The following is a 17,895-nucleotide window of genomic DNA, read 5'->3' on the forward strand; positions in this document are numbered from 1 at the left end:
GCGTCGCGTCCGACCAGCGAGGCGAGGAAGGTGGGCGGCCAGTGAGCGTGCTCGACGAGATCCTGGACGGGGTACGCGAGGATCTCGCGGAGCGGCAGCAGGCGGTGTCGCTCGACGCGCTCAAGGAGATGGCGCGCCACGCACCGTCACCGCGCAACGGCCTCGCCGCACTCCGCGGGCAGGGCGTCTCCGTCATCGCCGAGGTCAAGCGGTGCAGTCCCTCCAAGGGGGCGCTCGCCGCGATCGCCGACCCGGCCGGGCTCGCCGCCGACTACGAGGCCGGCGGTGCCGCCGTGATCAGCGTGCTGACCGAGCGCCGGCGCTTCGGCGGCAGCATCGACGACCTGGCCGCGGTCCGCAACCGTGTCGACATTCCGGTGCTGCGCAAGGACTTCGTCGTCTCCTCGTACCAGCTGTGGGAGGCGCGGGCGTACGGCGCCGACCTCGTGCTGCTGATCGTCGCCGCTCTCGAGCAGGAGGCCCTGGTCTCCCTGATCGAGCGGGCCGAGTCGATCGGGCTGACCCCCCTCGTCGAGGTGCACACCGAGGAGGAGATGACGCGCGCGGTCGACGCGGAGGCCAAGGTCATCGGCGTCAACGCCCGGGACCTGACCACGCTGCGCGTCGACCGGAGCACGTTCACGCGGATCGCCCCGCAGATCCCCGACGGCATCGTGAAGATCGCGGAGTCGGGTGTTCGTGGGCCGCACGACCTGCTCGCCTACGCCTCCTCCGGGGCCGACGCCGTCCTGGTCGGGGAGAGTCTGGTCGTCGGCAAGGACCCGCGCTCGGCGGTCTCCGACCTGGTCGCGGCCGGAGCGCACCCTGCGTTGCGGCAGGGCAAGTAGGCGGCGAACCCAGTAGGCTGTGGGCATGCTCCTGCGCGAACGATGGCGAGGCCATCCGTACCTCGACTGACCGGATTCGGCCTCTTACCCATTCGACAGGACCATTGCGATGACCATCGATGCCGCACGCGAGTTTCCGGACCTGACCGGCCACTTCGGTCGTTTCGGCGGCCGGTTCGCGCCTGAGGCGCTCATGGCGGCGCTCGACGAGCTGACCACCGCCTACCAGACGGCCGCCGCCGACCCGGCGTTCCGGGCCGAGCTCGACCATCTGCTGAAGACCTACGCCGGGCGGCCCAGCCTCCTGACCGAGGCCAAGCGGTTCGGCGCGGAGGCCGGCGGGGCGCGGATCCTCCTCAAGCGCGAGGATCTCAACCACACCGGCTCCCACAAGATCAACAATGTGCTGGGGCAGGCACTGCTGACCCGGCGCATGGGCAAGACCCGGGTCATCGCCGAGACCGGCGCGGGCCAGCACGGCGTCGCGACGGCGACCGCGGCGGCCCTGCTCGGCCTGGAGTGCGTCGTCTACATGGGTGAGGTCGACACCGTACGCCAGGCGCTCAACGTCGCCCGGATGCGGATGCTCGGCGCCGAGGTGATCCCGGTCAAGACCGGCAGCCGCACGCTCAAGGACGCCTGCAACGAGGCGTTCCGCGACTGGGTGGCGAGCGTCGAGTACACCCATTACTGCATCGGCTCGACCATGGGCCCGCACCCGTTCCCGATGATGGTCCGCGACTTCCAGCGGATCATCGGGGTGGAGGCCCGCGAGCAGGTCCTCGAGCTGACCGGCCGGCTGCCCGACGCGGTGGTGGCCTGCGTCGGCGGGGGTTCCAACGCCATCGGCGCCTTCCACGCGTTCGTCCCCGACGAGGAGGTCCGGCTTTACGGCTTCGAGGCCGGCGGCGCCGGGGTCGACAGTGGCAAGCACGCGGCCACGCTGGTCGGCGGGTCCGTCGGCGTCATCCACGGCATGCGCACCTACCTGCTGCAGGACGACGAAGGCCAGACCCTGGAGACCCACTCGGTGTCGGCCGGGCTCGACTATCCCGGGGTCGGCCCCGAGCACTCCTGGCTGCGAGACACCGGTCGCGCGACCTACCAGGCCGTCACCGACTCCGAGGCCATGGAAGCGTTCGCGCTGCTGTGCCGCACCGAGGGCATCATCCCGGCCATCGAGTCCGCGCACGCCCTGGCCGGCGCGCTGCGCGTCGGCCGGGAGCTCGGCCCCGACGCCACGATCGTGGTCTGCCTCTCCGGCCGGGGCGACAAGGACATGCACACGGCCGCCGAGTGGTTCGGGCTGGTCGAGGGCGAAGGGCCCGCGCGATGAGCGGGGGACCGGTGGCCGAGGGCGACGCGCTCACCGGCCAGGCGCGAGACGATCGGCGGAGTGGATCCATGGAGCGGACCGGCGGCGCACCCACCGTTGCGACGGCGTTCGAGAAGGCCAAGAGCGAGGGGCGCGCGGCGCTCGTCGGCTACCTGCCCGCCGGGTTCCCCTCGTACGAGGGGGCCGTCGCCGCCGCCACGACCATGGTGGAGGCCGGCTGTGACGTCATCGAGATCGGCCTGCCCTACACCGACCCGCTCATGGACGGCCCGACGATCCAGGACGCCGTCCACCAGGCGCTGACCGGCGGCATCCGGGTCGCCGACGTGTTCCGCACCGTCGAGGCGGTTGCCGCCACCGGGGCGCGCACGCTCGTCATGACGTACTGGAACCCAGTCGACCGGTACGGCGTCGAGGCCTTCGCCCGTGACCTGTCCTCGGCGGGCGGTTGCGGCCTGATCACTCCGGACCTCACGCCGGAGGAGGCCGAGCCGTGGCTGGCCGCCTCCGACGCGTACGACCTCGATCGCGTCTTCCTGGTCGCCCTCAGCTCCACCGACGAGCGCCTCGGGATCATCACCGGCGTGTCCCGCGGGTTCGTGTACGCGGCCTCGCTCATGGGCGTGACGGGTGCGCGTACGGCCGTCGACACCGGCGCCGCGCACCTGGTCGAGCGCACCCGCAAGGCCATGGCCCAGCGGTCGCCGCTGCCGATCGGGCTGGGCCTGGGTGTCAGCAACGGCGAGCAGGCCGCCGAGGTCGCGGGCTTCGCCGACGGGGTCATCGTCGGCTCGGCGTTCATCCGCCGGCTGCTCGACGCGCCGTCCCCCGAGGCCGGGATCGACGCCGTACGCCGGCTCACCGCCGAACTCGCCGACGGCGTCCGCCGATAGCGGGCCCGCGCACGCCGGGAAGGTGACAGGATCTACCGTGCTTGACGGTGTCCTTACATTCTCGTCGCCTATGCTGGCGCGCGCCGGATCATGACAGGGTGAGGAACGACAGTGGCTGAAGCCAAGGCTGACTCCGCGAGACGCAGGACCAAGGCCACCGGGGGAGCGTCCGCGGGCGGGAAGACGGCGTCCGCGACGCGCGGCTCGACGATCGAGAAGACCGAGGCCGTCGAGGACAGGGCCGGTCTCATCGGGCGAATCCACCTTCCGGCGGCCATTCAGCGCCGTCAGGGATGGATCACGCTCGTGGTGCGCGTCGCGCTCGCGGCCATCCTCGGGATCGCCGGGTACGCGAAGTTCAGCGAGCCGCCGGCACTGCAGAAGACCGCGGTCTTGGCGTACCAGATCCTGCCCAAGGGCATGGTCACGCCGGTCGCCCTCGGGCTGCCGGTGCTGGAGATGGTCCTGGCCGCGATGATCCTTCTCGGGTTCGCCACCCGGGTCATGGCGATCTGCGTGGGTCTGCTGTTCATTGTCTTCATTGCCGGGATCATCTCCGTGGCCGCACGTGGACTTTCGATCAACTGCGGCTGTTTCGGGGGCGGCGGCACGGTGGGCAAGGGCCAGACCCATTACCTTAGGGAGGTCTTCCGAGACCTCGGCTTCCTCGCCCTCGCCGCCTGGCTGATGGTGTTCCCGCGCGGAAAACTCGCGCTTGACCGGGTGCTCGGTCTGTACACCACCTGAGATATTCAAACTAGGAGAACCAGATGAGTAAGGCCGCTCGACAGCGGTCGGCCCGCGAGCGGCTGGCGGAGGAGCGCAAGCGTCAGGCGCAGAAGCAACAGCGGATGCGGGCCCTCACCATCGCCATCAGCGCCCTCGCGATCGTGGCGCTGGCCGTGATCGTCACGGTGTACGTCGTGAACAAGAAGGACAAGAACACGTACACCGGTGCGCTGGCGCCGGCGAGCCGCATGGCCGACGGCCGGATCCTCATGGGCAAGCCGGGGGTCAAGGCGCCCTTGCTGGAGATGTTCGAGGACTTCCAGTGCCCCATCTGCAAGGAGATGGAGAGCACCAGCGGCAACACGATCAAGCGCCTCGCGGCCGAGGGCAAGGTCAACGTCATCTACAACCCGTTCTGGCTGTTCAAGGAGCGGGAGGAGCCGATCCGCGGCAACTCCCAGCGGGCCGCCAACGCCGCCCTGTGCGCTCCGGCGGACAAGTGGGTCAAGTACCACGACACGATCTACAAGAACCAGCCGGCGGAAGGCTCGGCGGGCTTCTCCAACAAGGACCTCATGGGCTGGGCCAAGGACCTCGGCTTCGACACCCCGGCGTTCGAGCAGTGCGTCAAGGGCATGCAGAAGCAGAGCCAGATCGACTCGATGACGAACTACGCCGAGCAGACCCGCAAGGTCAGCGGCACGCCGACCGTCTTCCTCAACGGCCAGTCCCTGGACCTGACCAACGTCCTGCTGAAGCCGTCCGCTCTGGAGAAGGCCATCCTGGCCGCCAAGCCGGTCGACGCCACGCCGAGCACGGCGCCGACGTCCGCTCCGAGTGCTTCGGCCAGCCCGACGGCCAAGTCCAGCAAGTAACGACGATCCCGGACGGGGCACGGCCGGGCCACGACGCTGTGCCCCGGTCGGCGCGGGCACCCGCGAACGCCTGAGCACATGGGGGCACGGCCATCGGCCGTGCCCCCATCGCCATGCTGCGGGGACTCACCCGGGCCGCGATGCGCATTCGACGCCCGATCTTCACCGTCGTCGCGCCGTCCGATGCCCGCCAGACGGTAATCTCACATCCCATGCAGCAGCCGCTCGCCTTCATCCCCAGCCCATCGCAGGGCAGCATCCATCTGGGGCCCCTGCCCCTTCGCGGATACGCCTTGATGATCATCATTGGGGTGATCGTCGCCGTATGGCTGGGGGAGCGGCGCTGGACGGCCCGCGGCGGCGCGTCCGGGACGGTCGTCGACATCGCGGTCTGGGCGGTCCCGTTCGGCCTGATCGGCGGGCGGCTCTACCACGTCATCACCGACCACCAGCTGTACTTCGGCCACGGTCGCCATCCCATCGACGCGTTCAAGGTCTGGAACGGCGGGCTCGGCATCTGGGGGGCCATCGCCCTCGGCACGTTCGGCGCCTACCTCGGCTGCCGTCGCCGGGGGATCTCCCTGCGCGTCTTCGCCGACGCCGCCGCGCCGGGCATCGTCCTGGCCCAGGCGATCGGGCGCTGGGGCAACTGGTTCAACCAGGAGCTGTACGGCCGGCCCTCGAAGCTTCCCTGGGCCGTGAAGATCGACCCGGCGCACCGCCCGCCGAACACCCCGGACATCGCGACGTACCAGCCGACGTTCCTGTACGAGTTCCTCTGGTGCGTCGGGGTGGCCGTCCTGGTCATCTGGGCGGAGAAGCGCTTCCGGCTCGTCTACGGGCGGGCGTTCGCCCTGTACGTCGCCGCTTACACCGTGGGCCGGGCCTGGATCGAGTGGCTGCGCGTCGACCCCGCCCACCACATCCTGGGCCTGCGGCTCAACGACTGGACCGCGCTCATCGTCTTCCTCTGCGCGGTGGCCTACATCTACTTCCAGCGGGACAAGACCGAGAACCCGCCCGGGGCCTTCGGTACGGCGGCGGAGGAGTCCGCAGCCGAGGAGCCCACGCGCGAGGACGACGCCGTGGCAGCGGACACCGCCGTCGCGACCCTGCCGGCGGGGGAGAAGCAGGCGGAGGAGCCGACCCAGGCGAAGGACGCCGAGAAGCCCGTCGAGCCGACCGAAGCGGAAGCGCCCGCCGAGCCTGACGAGGCGGCAGGTTCGGAGGACGCCACCGAGGCCGTGGAAGCCGCAGAGGTCGCCGAGAAGACGGAGATCGAGACGGCCGAGCCGAAGGACGGCGAGTCCACCACCGACGCCCCGGAGGGCGGCGAGTCCGCCACCGACGTCGCGGAGGACGGCGCCGACGACCCGGCCGAGGCTCCTTCCGCGGAGGCGGCCGAGGAGCCGGAGGCCGGCGATGCGCGTGCCCCGGAGCGCTCCGAGGCGGACGAGGCGGAGCCCGCGGACGACGACGCTGCGGCCGCCCCCGGCGACGAGACGGAGGACGGCACCGAGACCACCGACTCTCAGGCCGCCGGCGACGCGCCGAACGGCGAGGAGAGCCGCTCGGAGAGCGACGCGGCCGCCGAGTCCGAGGTCTCCACCACGGACGACGAGAAGGACTCTCCGGCGGGAAAGACGGACCGGTCGTCGGCGGGCCGCGGCGCCTGACCAATGATCTTGCGCGCGAGCCCCGTCATTCGTGGCGGGGCCGGCGCGTCCTAGACCTGCGCCCGGCCGTCGGGCCGGGCGTTTCCGCCGGGCGGGAGAGGCGTTCGGCGGTCCGTGGGGTGCGCCACAAATAGCGGGACAAAAAGGGGCAGAGCGGCGATATGGACATCTCGTCGCTGGAGGTTCGCTAAGCTCACAGCTCGTGAGCGACATGGGTTACGAGGACGGCGAGCAGGGACAGGCGTCGCGGGGACGTCGCGCCGCGCGAGGCTCGGCCAGTGGTTCCAAGCGAAACCTCCTGATCATCGGAGCGACCGCGGTGGCCATGCTCCTCACCGCCGGCTGCGGCGGTGGTGACAAGAAACCGGAAGCCGCCGCGGCGGTGAAGGTGTTGCCCAAGGTCTACGTCAACACACCGCCCAATTCCCAGGTGAAGAAGCTGTCCGACCGCAGCAAGGACAAGCGCCCGCTGAACAAGGCCGAGGTGTTCGGCGACGACGACAAGACCGTCACCAGCGGCAAGTACACCTTCACGCTGGCGGGATCCGACATCGCCGCTGACTGCAAGACCGTGACCTGGGGGCAGCAGCTCCAGGCCGACCTGCAGAAGTACGGGTGCAGTCAGATCGCTCGCGGCGCGTACGTCAGCAACGACAAGCAGTACGTCGGCCAGTTCATCGCCCTGAACCTCGAGACCCTCGACGGCGCCTCGCAGATCATCCGTGACCTCGACCCGGGCAGCAGTGCGGGCTTCGTCTCGCCGCTCACGGTCAAGGGAGCGACGAACTTCACCGGCGGCTTCAGCGCGGCCTACAGCCAGCCGTTCGGGCACTTCGTGGTCATCAGCTGGGTGGAGAAGGCCGGCGGCGCACAGCCGCAGACGATGAACGAACTGCTGAACGCCAGCATCGCCATCGAACGGGCCGACGACTTCGTCTGGGAACGACTCGTCCTCGCCGGTGGATAGCCGGAACAACGGCCCCTCCCAGGGCTGGGACGGGCAGCAGCCTGCCGCGTGGAACGACGGACGGCCTCCCGGCGGGCAGCCGTCTCCGGGATGGAACGGCGGCAACCCGCCGGTCCCGAAGGGGCAGCAGCCCCCGGGGTGGAACGCCGGACGACCTCCCGGCGGGCAGCCGGCCCAAGGATGGAACGGAGGTCCTCCCGGGGCACAGCCGTCCCCGGGGTGGAACGACGGAGGTCCTGCCGGAGGACAGCCGTCCCCGGGGTGGAACGACGGAGGTCCTGCCGGAGGACAGCCGGCTCCAGGGTGGAACGACGGACGACCTTCCGAGGGACAGCCGTCCCCGGAGTGGAACGGCGGAGCGCCTTCCGAGGGACCGCAGCCTGCCGGGTGGAACGGCGGCCCGCCGCCCGACGACCCGAGCGCCGACCCCGAGGGCGATCCCGGGACGGCACCGCGGAGACCACGTCCGTCCCTCCGGTTGCCCGCGATCAAGGGCCGGGCGCGGCTCGCGCAGGGTGAAAAGGGGCCGGGCGCCCTGCCCCCCGCCGCCTATTTCTTCGCGGCCGCAGTGGTCCTGGTCGTCGCGCTCATCGCCGTCGCCGGCGTGGTGGTGCTGCTCCACGACGATTCGAAGCCCTCGGCCCCGCAGTCGGGCGGCCCGTTGGCCGGTGGACCGTCGCCGTCGGTGTACTCCGCGGCGGCGTCCACCGATGTGTTCGCCCCCATCGCCCAGCGCAAGGCCGATCCCAGTCCGCTCACCGAGAACGAGGTCTTCGACAACAAGACCATCGCGGATAAGGACTCGAAGGCGTCGTTGAAGCTGACAACGTCCAAGCTGGACGCCCGGTGCGCCGACACCGTCTGGGGCCAGGCACTGGTCAGCCTGCTGCAGCAGGCGCGCTGCACCCAGGTGGCTCGCGGAGTGTACGAGGACAAGCGCTTCACGGCCATGGTGGCGATCTTCAACCTGGCCGACTCCACGGCCGCCGGCAAACTGGTCACGGCGGCCGATCCGCGGACCGGCAGCGGGTTCGCGCGGCCGCCCTCCGACGAGGCGGCGTTCGGCCAGGGCTTCAGCACCGCACGCGGGGTGGCGATGGGCCACTACGCGGTGATCACCTGGGTGCGGCGCGCGGACGGATCGGGCAGCGAGACGGACCCGAAGCTGCTGTCGCTGCTCGTCACGGTCGGCCCACCGCCCGCCATCGTCGGGCGCGTCGCCGACCAGAGCCAAAAGAACTGACGCCGCCCGCCGTCCGTGCGGGTCAGAGGTCGAGCGTCCGGCGTACCGCGTCGGGCAGGTCGCTGAGGCGGTGGGCGGGCAGGTCCAGCACCGTCGCGTCGCCGAGCCAGGGGGCCGCGTCCTGGATCCGGGCGCGGGCCTGGTTCTTGGTCAGGCCGCCGGTGGCGTGCCGGATGAGCCCCTCACGCCAGGAGCCGGCGACTCTCACGTGGGGCCGGTCCAGGATGTACCGCAGGACGGCGCCCGCCCCGCCGGGCGGCGCGACGCGGGAGGCGACGATCTCGCCGGGTTCGGTCTTCACGTGGTACACCGCCGCGAGCACGCTCTTCAGCGCCCGGGGGAGGACCGCAGGCGTCAGCACGCGCACCCGCTCGGCCCGCGACGCGAGCAGCACACGGGGCAGCAGGGCGTTGTACCCCGCCGGTAGCGCGACGACCACGTCGGCCGCCCGGCCGGCGTAGGGCTTGGCCAGCCACGTCGCCAGGTGAACGCGCGGGGTGCCGGGCGCGAAGCCCTTCGGCCAGTCGCCGACCAGCAGGTCGGCGGGCTCGGCGACGGCCGGATCGACGGGCCGGTCCGGGGACTCGACCGCCTGCGGTCCCTGCGTGTAGATCCGGGTCCCCGCGACGGCCGATCCGAGCGCCTTCCACGTGCGGCTGGTGGGCCGCAGGACGTACAGGTCGCTGGCCGAGCCGATCGCCGGCGCCCCGTGGTAGCGGTTGAAGTCCGGCCAGATCGCCTCGTACGCCAGGTGCAGTGGCCCGAGCGCCTCCTGCACCTTCAGCGCCAGCGCTGGCGTGCCCTCGCTGGCGCCGTACGCGACCAGCACCCGGCCGGTCTCGCGGTCGCGCAGCCCTTCCAGGCCGCGCCGGGTGAACAGTGCGACGCCGTCCGGTGTGTACGGCGGGTCGGTGAACACCAGGTCGGCCGATTCGCGCGCGCCGGCCGGCAGTCCCAGCCTCAGGTCGGCGAACCGGCAGCGGATCGGCAGGCCGCGCCGGGCCGCCTCATCGCCGATGAACTCCAGGATGCGGTCGTCGATGTCGACCACGGTGATCTCCACGCCGGGGTGGGTGAGTGCGACGGCGAGGGACGTGAGGTCGTGGTCGCCGACGCACAGCAGCCGCGCCGAGCCGAGCCAGAACCGGGCGCCGAGCAGCAGCGCCCGGCGTACGGCGGTCTCGGCGGTGGCAGCGACGTGGTCGAGCGCGGTACGGGCGCGGGGCGCGGCGGCGATGAGCTCGTCCATCGCGGCGACGGCTTCGGCGTGCTCGGGAAGCAGGTGGGCGACCGGGTCGGCGAGGAGCGGGGGAACGGTCAGGGGCCGGTAGGCGTCGATCCGGTCGCGGCGGATCCGCCCGTCGTCGAGATCGTCGCCGAGCGCGGCCAGCAGCGCGTCGATCGCCCGTCGGGGTGCGGCGGTGGCGCGGACGAGCGCGTCGGCGTCCCAGGAACGCGCACCGATCAGCAGGGCGAGGGCGTGACGGAGGCGGCGGGCGCCCACGCCTTCCAGAAGTCGTGCGGCCTCTTCGGGCACCTGACACATGGTGTCCAGCGTAGACGTGTCAGAATCCGGCCGAATGGGTGGGAACCACGCCCTAGGCTTCTCCCTCTAAGAGGCGAGGTCATCAGAGGAGAACACGATATGAGTTACCCGTACCCGCCCACCGGCCCCGGCGAGCAGCCCCCCGGAGGCCAGTCCGGCGGGTGGGGCGCGCCCCCACCGGGCGGATACGATCCGTCCGGTCCCGGCTGGCAGCACCAGGAGACGATGGCGGGCGGCGTGCCCATGGGGCCGCCGAGCATGCAGCCGCCGGGTATGCAGCCGCCGCAGATGCAGGGCCCGATGGGACCGATGGGCCCGATGGGTCAGCCGCCCATGGGACCGCCGCCGAAGAAGGGCAACGGCGGCATCGTCATCGCGGCGATCGCCGGTGCCGTCCTCCTGATCGGCGGTGTGCTCGGCGGCGCCTACTACGCCGCCTCGAGTGGCGGCGACGGCAAGACCAAGACGGGCACGTCGCCCGCAGCGGTCGGGACGCCGGGGACCGGGGGCGGCCAGCCGGCGCCCGGCCAGCCGGGCTCCGCGAACGGCCAGTACAAGCCGTCCTACTACAACGCCACCAAGTCCTGGTCGCTGTGGGACAAGCTGAACGCCAGCTCGACGGACTCCCAGCCGATGACCGTGACCGAGGTCTTCAGCGACGCCGAGGCCAAGGCGCAGACCAACAACATCGAGCACATCACGATGCAGCTCCAGGGCTCGGGGCGGCTGGACACCGACTGCGGGAGCGCGGTCTGGGGCGCCGGGCTGAAGACGGCCTTGCAGGGCTACGGCTGCACGCAGGCGATCCGCGCAGCGTACGTCTCGTCGGACCAGCGCTGGGTCGGCCAGGTGGTGATCTTCAACCTCCGCGACGTCAACGCCGCGAACAGCCTGATCGGCGACATGGACCCGCAGACGGGCAACAAGGGCTTCTTCCTGCCGGTCTCGGGGCCCGCGCCGGTCAGTGGCTTCGGCAAGGGCAACACGGGCGCGTCCGGCGGAGCGTACGGGCACTTCGTGGTGATCGGCTGGGCCGGCGGCGCGGACGGCACCGCGTCCAGCGCCGACACGATCGCTCCGGCGTCCCTCGTGGAGCGCGCGGCCAAGACGTTCCTGTTCACCAGGAACGTCAGGAGCTGAGCAACCGGGAACCACGCCGTGCGGCGGCCCTGTCGAACATCCGGGGAACATCCGGTGACGACGGGGCCGTTTGGCGTGGTCCTTCCGTCTCGCCTGCACCAAGACGGTCCTTCCGTCTCGCCTGCACCAAGACGGTGCTTCCGTCTCGCCTCCACCAGGACTGTCCTTCCCTCGCGCCTCCGCCAAGGCGGAATCCAGCCGCATCAACGGAACAACCGGGCGAAAGCCCCGGTTCGCACAAGATGCGGAAGATTCACCAAGTTTCGTGATCACACCGCGTCGGGGATGAATCAGACAGTGTTGTAATCTCTAGTCACCGCAGCGGGCCAACGTCGTCCCAGTCTGCAACTGATGGGGAGCGGAACGAGACGACGGGAGGGTTGATGGTGCCTGCTGCCATGATTCCGGGCCAGGGACGCCCAGAGCGTCAAGGTCTGTACGACCCCGCAGGTGAACACGACGCCTGTGGCGTCGGCATGGTCGCCGACCTGAACGGCCGCAAGAGTCACGACATCGTCGTGAAGGCCTTGACCGTCCTGCGTAACCTGGATCACCGCGGCGCCAAGGGTGCCGAACCGGACGACGGCGATGGTGCCGGAATCCTCACCCAGCTGCCCGACGCCCTGTTCCGGGAGGTCGTGGACTTCGCGCTGCCCGAGCCCGGCGCGTACGCCGCGGGCGTCGCGTTCCTGCCCACGGACGAGGCGGAGCGGGCCGAGGCGGTCGCCGTCGTCGAGCGGATCGCGGACGAGGAGGGCCTGACCGTCCTCGGCTGGCGTGAGCTTCCTCACGACGCGAACTTCTCCGGCCCGACGGCGCGCGCGGTCATGCCGCACTTCGCCCAGCTGTTCCTGAGCGCCCGCGGCGGCGCCCGGGAGCTGGAGCTGGACCGGATCGTGTTCTGCGCCCGCGAGCGCATGGAGCAGGACACCGGGGTGTACTTCCCGAGCCTGTCCAGCCGCACGATCGTCTACAAGGGGATGCTGACCACCCCGCAGCTGGAGCCGTTCTTCCCGGACCTGTCCGACCGGCGGTACGACACCGCGATCGCGCTGGTCCACTCGCGGTTCTCCACCAACACGTTCCCGGCGTGGGAGCTGGCTCACCCGTACCGGTTCATCGCGCACAACGGCGAGATCAACACGGTCAAGGGCAACCGGAACTGGATGCGGGCCCGCGAGGCGCTGCTGAAGTCCGACCTGCTGCCGGGCGACCTGTCCCGGATCTACCCGGTGATCGACATCGAGGCCAGCGACACCGCGTCCTTCGACGAGTGCCTGGAGCTGCTCCACCTCGGCGGCCGGTCGCTGCCCCACTCGGTGCTCATGATGATCCCCGAGGCGTGGGAGAACCACACCGAGATGGATCCGGAGCGGCGGGCCTTCTACGAGTTCCACTCCACGCTGATGGAGGCCTGGGACGGCCCGGCGAGCGTCACCTTCACCGACGGCACCGTCGTGGGCGCGGTCCTGGACCGCAACGGCCTGCGTCCGGGCCGGTTCTGGGTGACCGACGAGGGGTTCGTCGTGCTGGCCAGCGAGGCCGGCGTGCTGGACATCGAGCAGTCGAAGGTGGTCCGCAAGGGCCGCCTGCAGCCCGGCAAGATCTTCCTGGTCGACACCGCCCAGGGCCGCATCGTCGAGGACGACGAGATCAAGGCGGAGCTCGCCCGCGAGCATCCGTACGCCGAGTGGCTGAGCGACGGCCTCGTCCGCTTCGGGGAGCTGCCCGAGCGCGAGCTGCGCGTCGTCGAGGAGCTGCACGAGGGCGCCCTGCCCTCGCACGAGACGCTGGTCAAGGGCCAGCAGATCTTCGGCTACACCAACGAGGAGCTGAAGATCCTCCTGGCGCCGATGGCGAAGAACGGTGCCGAGCCGATCGGATCCATGGGCACCGACACGCCGCTGGCCGCGCTGTCGGACCGTCCGCGGCAGCTGTTCGACTACTTCAAGCAGCTGTTCGCGCAGGTCACGAACCCGCCGCTGGACGCCATCCGCGAGGAGCTCGTCACCAGCCTGCAGTCGACGCTCGGCCCCGAGGGCAACCTGCTCGAGCCCGGCCCGGACTCCTGCCGCCGGCTCGTGCTGCCCACGCCGATCCTCGACAACGAGGAACTCGCCAAGATCACCCACATCAACGACGACGGCGACCGGCCCGAGTTCCAGCCGTACGTCGTCTCCGGCCTGTACGACGTGGCCGGCGGCGGCGAGGCGCTGCGGCGCCGCCTGCGGGAGATCTGCGCCGAGGTGTCGGCGGCGATCCGCGACGGCGCCCGTCTCCTCGTGCTGTCCGACCGCGGGGCTACCGCCGAGAAGGCGCCGATCCCGTCGCTGCTGCTCACCGGCGCGGTGCACCACCACCTGATCCGGGAGAAGACCCGTACGCGGGTCGGGCTGGTCGTCGAGACCGCCGACGCCCGCGAGTGCCACCACATGGCGCTGCTCATCGGGTACGGCGCGTCGGCCGTCAACCCGTACCTCGCCATCGAGACCGTCGAGGACCTGGTCGCCGGCGGTGTCCTCACCGGCGACCCGGCCAAGGCCGTCCGCAACCTGGTCAAGGCGTACGGCAAGGGCGTCCTGAAGGTCATGTCCAAGATGGGCGTGTCCACGGTCGCCTCGTACACCGGCGCGCAGATCTTCGAGGCGGTCGGGCTCGGCGAGGAGGTCGTCGGCGAGTGCTTCACCGGCACGACCTCCCGCCTCGGCGGCGTCGGCTACGACGTGCTCGCCGAGGAGGTCGCGCAGCGCCACCACCGGGCGTACCCGCCCGGCGGCAACGAGCTGTCGCACCGCACCCTCGAGGTCGGCGGGGAGTACCAGTGGCGGCGCGAGGGCGAGCCGCACCTGTTCAACCCAGAGACGGTGTTCAAGCTCCAGCACGCCACCCGCACCCGCCGGTACGAGATCTTCAAGGACTACACGAAGCTCGTCGACGAGCAGGCGCAGCGGCTGATGACCCTGCGCGGCCTGTTCAAGCTGCGCGAGGGCGTACGCGCTCCGGTGCCCGTCGAGGAGGTCGAGCCCGTCTCGGAGATCGTCAAGCGGTTCTCCACGGGCGCGATGTCGTACGGCTCGATCTCCGCCGAGGCCCACGAGACGCTCGCGATCGCGATGAACCGTCTCGGCGCCAAGTCCAACACCGGTGAGGGCGGCGAGGACCCGGAGCGGTTCACGCCGGACGCCAACGGTGACCTGCGCCGCTCGGCGATCAAGCAGGTGGCGTCGGGCCGGTTCGGCGTGACGTCGGAGTACCTGACCAACGCCGACGACCTGCAGATCAAGATGGCGCAGGGCGCCAAGCCCGGCGAGGGCGGGCAGCTGCCCGGCCACAAGGTGTACCCGTGGATCGCCAAGACCCGGCACTCCACGCCCGGCGTCGGCCTCATCTCGCCGCCGCCGCACCACGACATCTACTCGATCGAGGACCTCGCCCAGCTCATCCACGACCTGAAGAACGCCAACCCGGCGGCGCGCGTGCACGTCAAGCTCGTCGCCGAGGTCGGCGTCGGAACGGTCGCCGCGGGCGTGTCCAAGGCGCACGCCGACGTCGTGCTCATCTCCGGGCACGACGGCGGCACCGGCGCCTCGCCGCTCACCTCGATCAAGCACGCCGGCGCGCCCTGGGAGCTCGGCCTGGCCGAGACCCAGCAGACGCTGCTGCTCAACGGCCTGCGCGACCGCATCGTCGTGCAGGCCGACGGGCAGATGAAGACCGGCCGCGACGTCGTCATCGCGGCGCTGCTCGGCGCCGAGGAGTACGGCTTCGCGACCGCGCCGCTGGTCGTCTCCGGCTGCGTGATGATGCGCGTCTGCCACCTGGACACCTGCCCAGTGGGCGTCGCCACCCAGAACCCGGAGCTGCGCAAGAAGTTCAGCGGCAAGCCGGAGTTCGTCGTCAACTTCTTCGAGTTCATCGCCGAGGAGGTCCGCGAGTACCTCGCCGCGCTCGGCTTCCGGTCCATTGAGGAGGCGATCGGGCACGTCGAGATGATCGACAGCGCCGAGGCCGTCGGCCACTGGAAGGCCGCCGGGCTCGACCTGGCCCCGATCCTGCACCGGCCCGACCTGCCCGACGGCGCGGCGCTGAGCCGCGTCACCGGTCAGGACCACGGCCTGGAGAAGGCGCTCGACAACACGCTGATCCAGCTCGCCGAAGGCGCCATCGCCTTCGGCGACCCGGTCAAGCTCGAGCTGCCGATCCGCAACGTCAACCGCACGGTCGGCACGATGCTCGGCCACGAGGTGACCAAGAAGTGGGGCGGCGAGGGCCTGCCCGCTGACACGATCGACGTCACCTTCACCGGGTCGGCGGGCAACTCGTTCGGCGCGTTCGTGCCGCGTGGGATCACCCTGCGGCTGATCGGCGACGCCAACGACTACGTCGGCAAGGGCCTGTCCGGCGGGCGCCTCACCGTGCGCCCGCCCGCCGACGCGCCGTTCAAGGCGGAGGAGCAGATCATCGCCGGTAACGTCATGCTGTACGGCGCGACGTCCGGTGAGGCGTTCGTCCGCGGCGTCGTCGGCGAGCGGTTCTGCGTCCGTAACTCCGGCGCGACCGCCGTGGTCGAAGGCGTCGGCGACCACGGCTGCGAGTACATGACCGGCGGCCGGGCCGTCGTCCTCGGCCCGACCGGACGCAACTTCGCGGCCGGCATGTCCGGCGGCATCGCCTACGTCCTGGACCTGCGGCCCGAGCGCCTCAACTCTGAGATGGTCGACCTCGACCCGCTCGGCGAAGACGACCGCGCCTACCTGCGGGACATCGTCGAACGCCACCGCGCCGAGACCGGATCGACGGTGGCCGCCGCGCTGCTCGCCGACTGGGACGCCGCGGTCGGCCGCTTCGCGAAGGTCATGCCGCGCGACTACAAGAGAGTCCTGACCGCTCGCGCCGCCGCCGAGGCCGAGGGACGCGACGCCGACCAGGCCGTCATGGCCGCCGTCAACGGGTGAAGGGGGAGACATGGCTGACCCGAAGGGTTTCATGACCCATCCGCGGGAGCTCCCGAAGCGTCGCCCCGTCGACGTTCGGATCCGCGACTGGCGTGAGGTGTACGAGAACTTCCCCAAGGGCTCGCTGGAGAAGCAGGCGTCCCGCTGCATGGACTGCGGGATCCCGTTCTGCCACAACGGCTGCCCGCTGGGGAACCTCATCCCCGAGTGGAACGACCTCGTCCACCGCGACGAGTGGCGGAACGCGATCGAGCGGCTGCACGCCACGAACAACTTCCCGGAGTTCACCGGGCGGCTGTGCCCGGCACCGTGCGAGTCCGCCTGCGTCCTGGGCATCAACTCCGACCCGGTGGCGATCAAGCGGGTCGAGGTCGAGATCATCGACCGGGCGTTCGCCGAGGGCTGGGTCACGCCGCGGCCGCCGGCCGTCAAGACCGGCAAGAAGGTCGCGGTCGTCGGCTCCGGCCCGGCGGGCCTGGCCGCCGCCCAGCAGCTCACCCGCGCCGGCCACGACGTCGTCGTGTACGAGCGGGCCGACCGGCCCGGCGGGCTGCTGCGCTACGGCATCCCCGAGTTCAAGATGGAGAAGAAGCACCTCGACCGGCGCCTGGACCAGATGCGCGCCGAGGGCACCGAGTTCCGTACCTCGGCGAACATCGGCGTCGACGTCACCGCCGACGATCTGCGCGCTTCGTACGACGCCGTGGTCCTCGCCGGCGGCGCGACCGCCTGGCGCGACCTGAAGGTGCCCGGCCGGGAGCTCGACGGCATCCACCAGGCGATGCAGTACCTCCCGCCCTCCAACAAGGTGCAGGAGGGCGACATCGCCGAGTCGCCGATCTCCGCCGAGGGCAAGCACGTCGTCGTCATCGGCGGCGGCGACACCGGCGCGGACTGCATCGGCACCGCCGTCCGCCAGGGCGCGCTGTCGATCACCCAGCTGGAGATCATGCCGCGTCCGCCGGAGAACCGTCCCGGCGGCCAGCCGTGGCCGACCTACCCCATGCTGTTCAAGATGGAGTCGGCGCACGAGGAGCTGGTCGACCTCGGCGGCGAGCGCGCGTACGCGGTCAACACCCTGGAGTTCCTCGGCGACGAGGACGGCCGGGTCCGGGCGCTGCGCGTCGTCGACGTACGGGGCCCGGAGACCGGCTTCGAGCCGATCGAGGGCACCGAGCGGGAGATCCCGGCCCAGCTGGTCACCCTGGCGATGGGCTTCGTCGGTCCGGAGCGCGCGGGCCTGCTCGAGCAGCTCGGCGTCGAGCTGGACCAGCGCGGCAACGTCGCCCGCGACACCTCGTACGCCACCTCCGTCGACGGTGTGTTCGTCGCCGGCGACATGGGCCGTGGCCAGTCGCTGATCGTCTGGGCGATCGCCGAGGGCCGCTCCGCGGCGGCCGCCGTCGACAAGTGGCTGCAGGGCCGCTCCCACCTGCCGGTCGCCATCCCGCCGACCGCCCGCCCGCTGGTCTGAGCCGTCCTGTGGGGCGTGTCCCGGCCGGGACACGCCCCACGGACGCGTGTGCACCCGCGAAAATCGGCGCGCCGCAATTCGCTTCGGCGGTCCTTGCGGTGGCCAACTCCGCGCGAACGTTGCGCGGCCAATAAGTTAAGGCGGCAATTAACCCGTCTGTCGCCAAATACCCTGTCGAAGGGGCAATTTTCGGGGCGTGCTTCGCAGTGGCGA

General features: G+C 71.0%; 12 protein-coding genes. 11 read left to right on the plus strand and 1 reads right to left on the minus strand.

Features of this window, described 5'->3' with window-relative positions:
- The first annotated feature begins 41 nt into the window (after positions 1-41).
- The 8 genes from trpC (at position 42) to AB0I04_RS03960 (ending at position 8,567) form a co-directional block, all read left to right on the plus strand.
- Complete coding sequence (gene trpC / locus AB0I04_RS03925) at positions 42-848, plus strand: indole-3-glycerol phosphate synthase TrpC (RefSeq protein ID WP_360878499.1); 807 nt, start codon at positions 42-44, stop codon at positions 846-848.
- A gap of 109 nt (positions 849-957) precedes the next feature.
- Complete coding sequence (gene trpB, locus AB0I04_RS03930; RefSeq protein ID WP_360878502.1) at positions 958-2,184, plus strand: tryptophan synthase subunit beta; 1,227 nt, start codon at positions 958-960, stop codon at positions 2,182-2,184.
- 68 nt (positions 2,185-2,252) lie between these two features.
- Positions 2,253-3,077, plus strand: a complete 825-nt coding sequence (gene trpA / locus AB0I04_RS03935) for a tryptophan synthase subunit alpha (protein WP_360878825.1) — start codon at positions 2,253-2,255, stop codon at positions 3,075-3,077.
- 111 nt (positions 3,078-3,188) lie between these two features.
- A complete protein-coding gene (locus AB0I04_RS03940) occupies positions 3,189-3,824 on the plus strand; it encodes a MauE/DoxX family redox-associated membrane protein (RefSeq protein ID WP_360878505.1) in 636 nt (211 codons plus the stop codon).
- Positions 3,825-3,847: 23 nt separating this feature from the next.
- Positions 3,848-4,681 carry a thioredoxin domain-containing protein gene (locus AB0I04_RS03945; protein WP_360878508.1) on the plus strand — a complete coding sequence of 278 codons (834 nt, stop codon included), beginning with the start codon at positions 3,848-3,850 and terminating at the stop codon, positions 4,679-4,681.
- A gap of 212 nt (positions 4,682-4,893) precedes the next feature.
- A complete protein-coding gene (gene lgt / locus AB0I04_RS03950; RefSeq protein WP_360878511.1) occupies positions 4,894-6,357 on the plus strand; it encodes a prolipoprotein diacylglyceryl transferase in 1,464 nt (487 codons plus the stop codon).
- A gap of 202 nt (positions 6,358-6,559) precedes the next feature.
- Positions 6,560-7,324, plus strand: coding sequence for a hypothetical protein (locus AB0I04_RS03955; protein ID WP_360878513.1), 765 nt, complete (start codon positions 6,560-6,562; stop codon positions 7,322-7,324).
- Positions 7,325-7,802: 478 nt separating this feature from the next.
- Complete coding sequence (locus AB0I04_RS03960) at positions 7,803-8,567, plus strand: hypothetical protein (protein ID WP_360878516.1); 765 nt, start codon at positions 7,803-7,805, stop codon at positions 8,565-8,567.
- Between the two features lie 22 nt (positions 8,568-8,589).
- Here the strand turns inward: AB0I04_RS03960 and AB0I04_RS03965 are convergent, their stop codons facing one another.
- Positions 8,590-10,113: a bis-aminopropyl spermidine synthase family protein gene (locus tag AB0I04_RS03965; protein ID WP_360878519.1), complete on the minus strand. Its 1,524-nt coding sequence runs from the start codon at positions 10,111-10,113 to the stop codon at positions 8,590-8,592.
- A gap of 99 nt (positions 10,114-10,212) precedes the next feature.
- On the opposite strand from AB0I04_RS03965, the gene AB0I04_RS03970 reads away from it, so the two are divergent.
- The 3 genes from AB0I04_RS03970 (at position 10,213) to AB0I04_RS03980 (ending at position 17,682) form a co-directional block, all read left to right on the plus strand.
- A complete protein-coding gene (locus AB0I04_RS03970) occupies positions 10,213-11,253 on the plus strand; it encodes a hypothetical protein (protein WP_360878522.1) in 1,041 nt (346 codons plus the stop codon).
- A 383-nt stretch (positions 11,254-11,636) separates the two neighbouring features.
- Entirely contained in the window at positions 11,637-16,208 is a 4,572-nt protein-coding gene (gene gltB / locus AB0I04_RS03975) for a glutamate synthase large subunit (RefSeq protein WP_360878525.1), read from the plus strand.
- A gap of 10 nt (positions 16,209-16,218) precedes the next feature.
- The gene (locus AB0I04_RS03980) at positions 16,219-17,682 is read left to right on the plus strand and encodes a glutamate synthase subunit beta (RefSeq protein WP_360878528.1); all 1,464 of its coding nucleotides are present in this window, start codon (positions 16,219-16,221) and stop codon (positions 17,680-17,682) included.
- Positions 17,683-17,895: the final 213 nt, after the last annotated feature.

It is taken from the genome of Actinoallomurus sp. NPDC050550, from assembly GCF_040655075.1.
Taxonomy (GTDB): Bacteria; Actinomycetota; Actinomycetes; order Streptosporangiales; family Streptosporangiaceae; genus Actinoallomurus.

Coding starts and splice junctions, on each gene's coding strand:
- trpB (WP_360878502.1), top strand. CDS start 958: ATGACCATCGATGCCGCACGCGAGTTTCCGGACCTGACCGGCCACTTC.
- trpA (WP_360878825.1), top strand. CDS start 2,253: ATGGAGCGGACCGGCGGCGCACCCACCGTTGCGACGGCGTTCGAGAAG.
- AB0I04_RS03945 (WP_360878508.1), top strand. CDS start 3,848: ATGAGTAAGGCCGCTCGACAGCGGTCGGCCCGCGAGCGGCTGGCGGAG.
- lgt (WP_360878511.1), top strand. CDS start 4,894: ATGCAGCAGCCGCTCGCCTTCATCCCCAGCCCATCGCAGGGCAGCATC.
- AB0I04_RS03965 (WP_360878519.1), bottom strand. CDS start 10,113: ATGTGTCAGGTGCCCGAAGAGGCCGCACGACTTCTGGAAGGCGTGGGC.
- AB0I04_RS03970 (WP_360878522.1), top strand. CDS start 10,213: ATGAGTTACCCGTACCCGCCCACCGGCCCCGGCGAGCAGCCCCCCGGA.
- gltB (WP_360878525.1), top strand. CDS start 11,637: ATGGTGCCTGCTGCCATGATTCCGGGCCAGGGACGCCCAGAGCGTCAA.
- AB0I04_RS03980 (WP_360878528.1), top strand. CDS start 16,219: ATGGCTGACCCGAAGGGTTTCATGACCCATCCGCGGGAGCTCCCGAAG.